This is a genomic window from Campylobacter sp. (genome assembly GCF_017646085.1).
Taxonomy (GTDB): Bacteria; Campylobacterota; Campylobacteria; order Campylobacterales; family Campylobacteraceae; genus Campylobacter.
On record NZ_JAGCNF010000131.1, the window covers coordinates 18,720 to 28,302 of the forward strand.

The following is a 9,583-nucleotide window of genomic DNA, read 5'->3' on the forward strand; positions in this document are numbered from 1 at the left end:
GAAAAAAGTAATGCAAAATATCTTAAATTCTATGAAAAATATAGCTATTGTAGGTTTTAGTCCAGATTCCAATAAAGCTAGCAATCATGTAGGCAGCTACTTGATAGAGCAGGGTTTTAATGTATTTGCCATCTATCCAAAAAGTATAGAGATAAATGGACGCCAAACTTATCAAAGTCTAAGCCAAATCAAACAAGATATAGATACTGTAGTGGTTTTTAGAAAGGCTGAATTTGCTACTAGTATAGTAGAAGAGGCGTTAAGTTTGGGTGTGAAAAATGTATGGCTTCAGTTAGGGATTATAAATGATGAGGCTAAGCAAATTGCACAAAATGCGGGATTAAATTTCATACAAGATGCCTGTATAATGATAGAGTATAAAAGGTTTAAAAATGATAAGTCTAAATAAAATTATCCAAGCTAAGCGTAATATTGATGGATTTGTGGCTAAAACTCCATTTGGCTTTGCTCCAAAGCTAAGCAAGATAGTTAATGCTAATATATATCTTAAAAAAGAGAATTTGCAAATCACAGGAGCTTATAAAGTAAGGGGAGCTTTTAATAAGATTGCAAATTTAGATCAAGATGCTAAAAAGTGCGGAGTAGTAGCTGCAAGCGCAGGTAATCATGCTCAAGGTGTGGCAATTAGTGCAAAGCATTTTGGAGTAAAAGCTATAATTATTATGCCAGAGGCTGCGCCACTTTCAAAGGTAGCTGGAACAAAGGCTTTAGGCGCTGAGGTGATACTAAAGGGTGATAATTTTGATGAAGCTTATGCATATGCTTTAGAATACGCTAAAGAGAACAATATGAGTTTTATTCATCCGTTTGATGATGAATTAGTCCAAGCAGGTCAAGGAACAATAGCTTTAGAGATGCTTGATGAGGTTAGCGATTTAGATTATATTGTTGTACCAGTAGGTGGCGGAGGTTTAATTAGTGGCGTAGCAAGCTGTGCTAAGCAGATTAATCCAGATATCAAAATTATCGGAGTGAGTGCAAAGGGTGCGCCAGCTATGTTTGAGAGTTTTAAAGATAAATGTCAACATAATTCAAAAAGCGTTCGAACTATCGCTGATGGAATTGCTGTAAGGGATGCAAGTCAGATTACTCTATCACATATTTTAGAGTGCGTAGATGAGATGGTGCAAGTAGATGATGAAGAGATAGCAAATGCGATTTTGTATCTTTTAGAACAACAAAAGATTATGGTAGAAGGTGCTGGGGCAGTATCTGTGGCTGCTATTTTAGAGGGTAAATTTAATTTTAAAAATGGCGCTAAGATTGGAGCTATTTTAAGTGGTGGTAATATCGATGTACAAACTCTAAGTGTTATAATAGAAAAGGGCTTGTTAAAAAGCCATAGAAAGATGATAATAAATGTAACATTGATAGACAAACCAGGTGCTCTTATGGGGCTAGGTGATGTACTTAGGAGTGCTGGAGCAAATATTGTTAAGATTGATTATGATAGATTTTCAACCAAGCTAAGCTATGGCGATGCTAAGATTACGATAACTTTAGAGACTAAAGGCAAAGAGCATCAAGATACGATAGAAAAAGCATTAAAAGATGCTGGTTATGAGTTTACTCAAGAGTTTTAATTTATTTTGAGCTAAATTTGGATTTTAAATTTAGCTCTTATTAGCTATTTTATTAGCTACGCTTTTATTTGTTACTTTTTTAACTTCATCAAAACTAGCATTTTGGATATTTTCAAAGCTTCCAAAATAATTAATTAATTTAATTATAGAGCCTTTTGATATGCCCAAATTTGCTAGTTGACTACTTTGTATATCATTTTTATGTCTCATTTTTTGATGAAAACTAATAGCAAATCTATGCGCCTCATCACGCAGACGCTGAATAAATTGAAGCTTAATATCATTTGAATTTAGACTAAACTTACCTATATTTGTATAGATTTTATCATTTGCCTTGCCTTTAGCACGATGTGCTTTAGCATCAATTTTTTCTTTAGAAATTGCGATTATATCGACATTTGCACCGCTACTTTTAATAATTTCGTTAGCTAAATTTAGCAGTGCATCACCTCCATCTATAATCCATAAATCTGGCGCTGATGATTTATCAAAGCTTTTGGCTCTATGAGTTAGCATCTGCTTCATCTGGTCGTAGTCATTTATATTTTGGAGATGCATATGACGGTATTTTGCCTTATTAAATTCCTTGTTTTCCCATACAACCATAGCTCCAACTGGATTAGAGCCAAATAGATGAGAGTTATCAAAAATTTCAATTGTTAGCGGTAGATTATTTAGTCCAAACATCTCTTGAATCTCTCTTGCTAGAGTATAATCATTTGTTTTGATATGTTTTTTGATTAGTTCTATAGCATTTTGATAAGCGATATTTGCCAACTCTTTTTTTTCACCTATTTTTGGATTAATAATTTGAAATTTTTTAGCATGTCGTGAGTTTAAAATATTTTCTAAAATTTTAGCATCTTTAAGTTCTACATATGTATAAATTTTAGTTGTGCTAACTGGTTGATTAATATCAAAAGCATCTAAAATCATTGAATAGTATAAGGTCTCAAGATCTGATTCTACCATATCTTTAGCTGGTTTTATGGTATGAGTAGATGCGCATACTCTGCCATCACGTATGCTAAACCTTACCCCGCAGACAAAACTACTACTAATATTTACGCTAATTACTTCAAAATCTTCTAGTTTAGCTAGGTCTATTTGAATTTTGATAGCAGTATCATTGATTGCTTTTATTTGATCTCTGATTTTAGCAGCCTCTTCAAAGTTTTCATTTTGAGCTAAATTTAGCATTATTTTTTCTAAATTTGGTATTAATAATTGTGGGTTTTTAATCTTTTTTATCGCTTCATATATAATTTTATTATACTCTTCTTTACTAATTAGCCCAAGACAAGGAGCATTACAACGCCCGATTTGATAGAATAAGCAACCCTTTTTTTCTTTTAGACAAGATTTTTTTTGCACTAGTTTAAACTCTAAATATAAGGCCTCTAAAATTTCATTAGCACCTCTAAAAAATGGACCAAAATACTTAATATTGGAACCTTTAAGCACCTTTCTAGTGATTTCAAATCTAGGAAAATCATCGCTTAAATCTACGCAAATATATGGATATGTCTTATCATCTCTAAGTAAAATATTATATTTTGGATGAAGTTGTTTGATAAATGAGTTTTCTAGTATTAGCGCATCTTGTTCGCTTGAGGTTGTGAGCCACTCTATATGTACAGCTTCGCTTATCATTTTAGATATTCTAGGGCTTAATCTTGGGCTAGGTGATCCATCGGCACTAAAGTAGCTTTTAACACGATTTTTTAAATTTTTAGCCTTGCCAACATATAAAAGTTTTGAATTTTTATCAAAATATTGATAAACTCCAGGATTATTTGGCAGAGATTTTAGTTCATCGGTTAGCATTTATAGACTCTCTAAACTTTTCAAAAAGTGTATAAATTTGCTCATCTTTTGCATAATTTTTAAACCCTCCATCGCTTCTTTCTAGAAATATAGGTTTTTGTTGCAGTGATACTTCTTGAAAATTTTTTAGCTTTGTGATAAAAATTACTACATTATTAATTGGCTCTAATGCGCTATTTGGAGTATTGCTTACATAAGTGTTTAATAGGTTTTTTATCTGAAATTTGATACTATCGTGATTTAGTTCAAATTTGGCAAGCGGATGCACTACGGCGATAAATTGAGTTTTATCTTTTTGATAGGTAAATTTAATAAGCCTGCTTTTAGCTACGCCTAGTAAATTTAGTAGATTCCTTGCCTCTTTAGTGGCTTTTAAATTTTTATATTTAGGATCGTTTATAATATGATTAATAATCTCAAAACTTTGCATTTGGCTATTATAGCTGTTTTTTGCTTAATTTTTTTAGTAGGGTGTGGATATAAATCTGATCCATTTTATACAGATTCGCAGCAAGAGATTAAAGCTAATTGATTTATCAGCCAAATTTAGATAGACTTGCGTAAATTTAATTTTAGGATGAGTTATGAAAAATGCAGATATTTTGGTGCTAGATTTTGGCTCGCAATATACTCAGCTAATTGCTAGAAGACTTAGAGAACAAGGAGTTTATACCGAGCTTGTGCCTTTTAATGTTAGTATAGATGCTATAAAAGCTAAAAATCCAAAAGGGATAATTCTAAGTGGCGGCCCAGCAAGCGTATATGATGAGAATGCGTATTTTTGTGATGATGCTGTTTTTGAGCTTGGACTTCCGATTTTAGGTATTTGCTATGGTATGCAGCTAATCGCTCATAAAAATGGCGCAAATGTAGCTCCAGCTGCTCATAAAGAGTATGGCAAAGCAAATATTGAAATTATAAAAGAGTGTGAGTTCATGAGTGGAGTGGAGAATAATAGCATTGTATGGATGAGCCACTCTGATAAGGTAAATGAGTTGCCAAATGGCTTTGAAGTGATTGCAAAGAGTCAAAATAGTGAGTTTTGCGTATTTGGTGATTTTGAGCGTAAAATTTATGCTATGCAGTTTCATCCAGAGGTAGCTCATAGCGAGTTTGGTAGTGTGATGCTTAAAAACTTTGCTAAGATTTGTGGATGCGAAAGCACATGGAATATGGGTAGCTTTGCTAAAACTCAAATTGCTGCGATTAAAGAAAAAGTAGGTAATGATAAAGTTCTTTGCGCAGTAAGTGGAGGTGTGGATAGTTCAGTCGTAGCAGCGCTTTTAGCAACTGCAGTGCCTGAGAATTTAATAGTTGTGTTTGTAGATAATGGTCTTCTTCGTGCAAATGAGGCTAAACAAGTTGAAGAGATGTTTAAACTAAAACTTGGAGTAAATTTAATCAGCATTGATGCAAGTGATCTATTTTTAGGCCGTTTAAAAGGGGTAACTGATCCAGAGACAAAACGCAAAATCATTGGAGAGACATTTATTGAAGTTTTTGATGCTGAAGCTAAAAAGCACTCTAATGTAAAATATCTAGCTCAAGGAACCCTATATACTGATATTATAGAAAGTAGTGTAGTTGGCGCATCTAAAACTATTAAAAGTCATCATAATGTAGGCGGGCTACCTGATTGGATGAAATTTGAACTTATTGAGCCTTTAAGAGAGATTTTCAAAGATGAGGTTAGAGCGCTTGGATTAGAGCTTGGCTTAAGTCGTGATGTGGTATTCCGTCACCCATTCCCTGGTCCTGGCCTTGCTATTCGCATTATGGGTGAAGTAAATGAGCCTAGCTTAGAACTACTTAGAAAAGCTGATGTAATACTGCGTGAAGAGTTAAAAAGTAGCGGTTGGTATGATAAGACTTGGCAAGCATTTTGTGTACTTTTAAATGTAAATTCAGTAGGTGTAATGGGTGATAATAGAACATATGAAAATGCTGTTTGTATCCGTGTAGTAGATGCAAGCGATGGTATGACAGCAAGCTTTTCAAGATTGCCATATGATCTATTAGAAAATTGTAGCCGCAGGATTATTAACGAAGTAAGTGGAATTAACCGCGTAGTCTATGATATAAGCTCTAAACCACCTGCGACAATTGAGTGGGAGTAATTTAAAGTTATCATAAGTGATTAAAATAAGGCCTTTTTGACTTTAAAATTGTAACAATACCATTTTATTATTGCATATAATAAGTTATGGAAAATTATTCCTCTTTTTTTAAAACAACAAATTTAAAAAAGGAGGATTGCTTAATATCTAATATTCATATGGTTGATACAAAAAGTATCATATTGATAAATTATGAAAAATTGTATATATAATTTCTTAAAGACTAGACTTAATAAATAATATTGAAGCTTAAATTAAAGTAGAATTAGCGTATATAAGCAGCATTAAAATAATTTATGAAAATTTCTTTTGATAATAAGAGATATATTCACAGAATATTTTTAAAACATATTGACAAATATCTATTTATTATATATAATAACACATAGATAAATTTCTATACGAGGTGAACTTATGAAAAATAAATATATTGAAACTGCTGAAATATTTAAGGCATTTTGCGATGAGAATAGAATAAAAATACTTGAAATGTTACAAACAGGTGAAAAATGTGGTTGTAAACTTCTTGAAGAATTGAATGTTAAACAGCCTACGCTTTCGCATCATATGAAAATTCTTTGCGATTCTGGTGTTGTAATTGGTAGAAAAGAGGGTAAATGGACGCATTATTCTATATCAAAGCAGGGTACAAAAATCGCATTAGAAACTTTACACAAATTAATAAATTTGAAGTAGCATAAAAGCTGTGTTATAAATAATTTGACATAGCTTATATAGCAATAATACATAGATATTTTTCTATTTATAGAGGTTTTTATGGAAATAATTAAAACGATATGGGACTTTTTTCAAAATCAAGTCTTGGGTATGAAATGGTTAAATGAGCTGATAGAAAATATGTTATTAACCTTTGGTCTTAATGTGAGCGGTAAAATTGGCGGTAGTGTTCAGTTCTTTTTGTATGATACGATTAAGATTATGATGCTTTTGAGTGTATTGATTCTAATTATTTCATATATTCAAAGTTATTTTCCACCAGAAAGAAGTAAACGCATACTTAGTAGATTTCACGGAATTGGTGCCAATATTGTTGCAGCGCTTTTAGGAACTGTAACTCCGTTTTGTTCTTGTTCATCAATTCCTTTGTTTATTGGTTTTACAAGTGCAGGACTTCGGCTTGGAGTAACATTTTCGTTCCTTATTTCTTCACCTATGGTTGATTTGGGCTCGCTTGTTTTGCTTATGAGTATTTTTGGATGGAAAGTTGCTATTACCTATGTTATAATCGGTCTTATTATAGCTATTATAGGTGGTGCGTTGATTGAAAAATTGCATCTTGAAAATCAAGTTGAAGAATATATAAGACAGGGCAAGTCGTTTAATGTTTTACAAGAGGAATTACATTTTAAAGATCGTATAAGATATGCTTGGGAGCAGATGTTAATAATCGTAAAAAAAGTATTTTCTTATGTTATTATAGGTGTTAGTATAGGTGCTATAATTCATAATTGGATTCCTGAAAATTTAATTGTTAATTTACTAGGTAGCGAAAATCCACTAGGTGTAGTTATTGCAACTATTGCTGGGGTTCCGATATATGCAGATATTTTTGGTACAATTCCTATTGCCGAAGCACTACTTTTAAAAGGGGCGCAACTTGGTGTTGTTCTTTCGTTTATGATGGGTGTAACAACTCTTTCTCTTCCATCAATAATTATGCTCCGTAAAGCAGTTAAACCGAAGCTACTTGTAATATTTATTACGATTTGCACTATTGGAATTATCCTTGTTGGTTATTTTTTTAATGCTGTTCAAAATATAATTTTATAAATTTAAGAGGTATTTGCAATGATATTATTTAATTTTGGTAAGAAAAATAAAGAAACAAAAGCTTCAACTTGTAGTTGCGATGGTGGATGTGCTGTATCTAAAACAACAGAAACAAAAAATAATAGCTACAATAAAGCAAAAGATGAGATATATTGTGTAAAGATTTTAGGAGCAGGTTGTGCATCTTGCCATCAACAATATCAAAACGCAAAAAAAGCTGTAGAAAATATTGGACTTAATGTTGAAGTTGAATATATAACCGATATGCAAAAGGTTATGGAATATGGCGTTATGAGTGTTCCAGCACTTGTTGTAAATGATAAGGTTGTTTCAACTGGTAAGGTTCTTAAAGCAGCAGAGGTTGAAAAGCTATTTTACAAACTAGGGTTTTAGGTGATATTATGAAAAAGAAAGTAGCCTTTATTTGTATTCATAACTCTTGCCGTAGTCAAATTGCAGAAGCTCTTGGAAAATATTTTTTGAGCGATAAATATGATTTTTATTCAGCCGGAACGCAAACAAAGCCTTATATTAATCAAGATGCTGTTAGACTTATGAAGTTGCTATATGGAATTGATATGCAAAAGAAGCAGTATTCAAAGGCTATAGATAAGATTCCTATGCCAGATATTGCAATTTCTATGGGGTGCGATGTTGGTTGTCCGTTTATTGGAAAGGACTTTGATGATAATTGGAATTTGCCAGATCCTACAGGAAAAACAGATGATTATTTTATTGAAATAATAAAATGTATTGAGAAAAAGATAAAGAGTTTATCTTAAAAACTTAAATTGGTATTAAAAAAATTTTTATTGACTATAAAAATTTTAGTTTTACAGTAAGACTTAAATACTATAATTGTAAATTTATATGCTATTTATTTTTGAATATAAAGTGCCGATATTATAGATATATTGTTTTAAAGGAGCGTGTGTTATGTCTATGAAAGTAGATAGTTTATATTATAATCATTATGATGTTAAAGTGCATTATTCTCCTAAAACTCCACAAACACCATCATGGAAAAAGTTATATGAGGTTGTGGATGATTGTGTAAAAAGCAATAATGAAAATCCTAAAAGTGAAATCTACAAAGCTCATTGCAAGTTAGAGGAAACATATTACAATTCTTCTGTTAGTAATCGTGCAAGGTATAAGGATGCCGATTCACTAAAACAAGCACTTGGGAAAAAGTATCTATTTGGTGATGCATATAAGAATTATAGTTATGAACAACGGCGGGCAATGTATGAAAATGAATTAAATATGGCTATGTATGGTACATGTGGAAATATGAATGACCCACATTTAGATGGACCAGTTAAAGGAAATACTACTTCTGAACAAGCCACTTATAATCGAAAAATGGTAAATACTCAGATTAGTGCTATTCTTTCTAACGCAGGGTTAGATGTTAGCTTGCTTCATAATATGACATTTTCAATAGAACCATTTAATCATACTTTGAGTGTTTTTGGATTAGATGAGAAAACGAAAAGTATTGTCGAACAACTATTAAATAGTGATAATAACTCCATAGAACTGTTCTATCATGTTATGCAAAGCAATCGTTCTTTAATTGATGATTCTGTAATGGACAAGTATCGTGCTATTTGCGATTTTAAAGAAGTAACTGGCGAGGATTTAAGAACATATTCACAGACTAAAGATGGCTTTGTTGATGAAAAAGGACGTAATGCATTAGATGTTTATAAAAAAGCATTGGAAACAACAGATAGTATTCCTTCGCAGTTTAAATGTGCTGCTTTTGAAGTTTTTTCTAGTAATTTAAATGCTCTTATGGAAAAAGAGTTTGCAACTATTCCTGATATGAATTTACAAATTGGATTTTCAAATGGAGAATTACAAGATAGCGTGTTTAATACTGATATTATGAAAAGATTAAATTCATAATATAGCTTTATAGTGCATTTTAGTAAAATTCTAGTTGATTTAATTATTAGTTATGCTACAATATCATTGTGTTAATATTTTGGAAATATAAAATTTAGCAAGTCAAAATTATAACTTATTAAATTTGAATAATTGTTATAATTGTATTTTTGATATAAAAGAGTTAGTATGTTTGAAGCATTAATTGGCGATATAAATTTAGAAAAATATATGGGGCAGTGGCTGCAAATGGCAGCTAAACCAGCTTTTTTTCAAAATGGTTGTAATAAATCTTACGCTAAATATAAATTAGAGTATGAAGGGGATATGCCTATAGTTAAAGTTGAAAAT

The 9,583-nt window shown here is 31.6% G+C and carries 11 protein-coding genes; 9 read left to right on the forward strand and 2 right to left on the reverse strand.

What is annotated here, in order from left to right; translation table 11 throughout:
• Positions 1 to 10: 10 nt before the first annotated feature.
• On the forward strand, positions 11 to 409 hold the full coding sequence (locus J6V67_RS06930) for a CoA-binding protein (RefSeq protein ID WP_291860679.1): 399 nt from the start codon (positions 11 to 13) through the stop codon (positions 407 to 409).
• Positions 393 to 1,604 carry a threonine ammonia-lyase gene (ilvA, locus tag J6V67_RS06935; protein WP_291860682.1) on the forward strand — a complete coding sequence of 404 codons (1,212 nt, stop codon included), beginning with the start codon at positions 393 to 395 and terminating at the stop codon, positions 1,602 to 1,604. Before J6V67_RS06930 ends, ilvA begins: the two co-directional genes overlap by 17 nt.
• Before the next feature lie 30 nt (positions 1,605 to 1,634).
• On the opposite strand, the gene uvrC is transcribed toward ilvA, so the two are convergent.
• Together uvrC and J6V67_RS06945 are read right to left on the reverse strand one after the other, a co-directional pair.
• The gene (uvrC, locus tag J6V67_RS06940; protein WP_291860684.1) at positions 1,635 to 3,431 is read right to left on the reverse strand and encodes an excinuclease ABC subunit UvrC; all 1,797 of its coding nucleotides are present in this window, start codon (positions 3,429 to 3,431) and stop codon (positions 1,635 to 1,637) included.
• Positions 3,418 to 3,861, reverse strand: a complete 444-nt coding sequence (locus tag J6V67_RS06945) for a hypothetical protein (protein ID WP_291860687.1) — start codon at positions 3,859 to 3,861, stop codon at positions 3,418 to 3,420. The genes uvrC and J6V67_RS06945 overlap by 14 nt, the downstream gene beginning before the upstream one ends.
• Positions 3,862 to 4,015: 154 nt before the next feature.
• On the opposite strand from J6V67_RS06945, the gene guaA reads away from it, so the two are divergent.
• From guaA to J6V67_RS06980, 7 genes are all read left to right on the forward strand, one after another.
• Positions 4,016 to 5,548: a glutamine-hydrolyzing GMP synthase gene (gene guaA / locus J6V67_RS06950; protein ID WP_291860690.1), complete on the forward strand. Its 1,533-nt coding sequence runs from the start codon at positions 4,016 to 4,018 to the stop codon at positions 5,546 to 5,548.
• Positions 5,549 to 5,962: 414 nt separating this feature from the next.
• Entirely contained in the window at positions 5,963 to 6,244 is a 282-nt protein-coding gene (locus tag J6V67_RS06955) for a helix-turn-helix transcriptional regulator (RefSeq protein WP_291860693.1), read from the forward strand.
• A gap of 81 nt (positions 6,245 to 6,325) precedes the next feature.
• Positions 6,326 to 7,339, forward strand: coding sequence for a permease (locus J6V67_RS06960; protein WP_291860696.1), 1,014 nt, complete (start codon positions 6,326 to 6,328; stop codon positions 7,337 to 7,339).
• Between the two features lie 18 nt (positions 7,340 to 7,357).
• Positions 7,358 to 7,732, forward strand: coding sequence for a thioredoxin family protein (locus J6V67_RS06965; protein WP_291860699.1), 375 nt, complete (start codon positions 7,358 to 7,360; stop codon positions 7,730 to 7,732).
• Between the two features lie 5 nt (positions 7,733 to 7,737).
• Entirely contained in the window at positions 7,738 to 8,121 is a 384-nt protein-coding gene (locus J6V67_RS06970; protein WP_367205788.1) for an arsenate reductase ArsC, read from the forward strand.
• Positions 8,122 to 8,281: 160 nt separating this feature from the next.
• Positions 8,282 to 9,253, forward strand: a complete 972-nt coding sequence (locus J6V67_RS06975) for a DUF4885 family protein (RefSeq protein ID WP_291860705.1) — start codon at positions 8,282 to 8,284, stop codon at positions 9,251 to 9,253.
• Between the two features lie 168 nt (positions 9,254 to 9,421).
• Positions 9,422 to 9,583 (forward strand): lipocalin family protein (locus J6V67_RS06980; RefSeq protein ID WP_291860709.1); only part of this gene is annotated, 162 nt, incomplete at its 3' end.

Coding starts and splice junctions, on each gene's coding strand:
- J6V67_RS06960 (WP_291860696.1), top strand. CDS start 6,326: ATGGAAATAATTAAAACGATATGGGACTTTTTTCAAAATCAAGTCTTG.
- ilvA (WP_291860682.1), top strand. CDS start 393: ATGATAAGTCTAAATAAAATTATCCAAGCTAAGCGTAATATTGATGGA.
- guaA (WP_291860690.1), top strand. CDS start 4,016: ATGAAAAATGCAGATATTTTGGTGCTAGATTTTGGCTCGCAATATACT.
- J6V67_RS06930 (WP_291860679.1), top strand. CDS start 11: ATGCAAAATATCTTAAATTCTATGAAAAATATAGCTATTGTAGGTTTT.
- J6V67_RS06965 (WP_291860699.1), top strand. CDS start 7,358: ATGATATTATTTAATTTTGGTAAGAAAAATAAAGAAACAAAAGCTTCA.
- J6V67_RS06945 (WP_291860687.1), bottom strand. CDS start 3,861: ATGCAAAGTTTTGAGATTATTAATCATATTATAAACGATCCTAAATAT.
- J6V67_RS06975 (WP_291860705.1), top strand. CDS start 8,282: ATGAAAGTAGATAGTTTATATTATAATCATTATGATGTTAAAGTGCAT.
- J6V67_RS06955 (WP_291860693.1), top strand. CDS start 5,963: ATGAAAAATAAATATATTGAAACTGCTGAAATATTTAAGGCATTTTGC.
- uvrC (WP_291860684.1), bottom strand. CDS start 3,431: ATGCTAACCGATGAACTAAAATCTCTGCCAAATAATCCTGGAGTTTAT.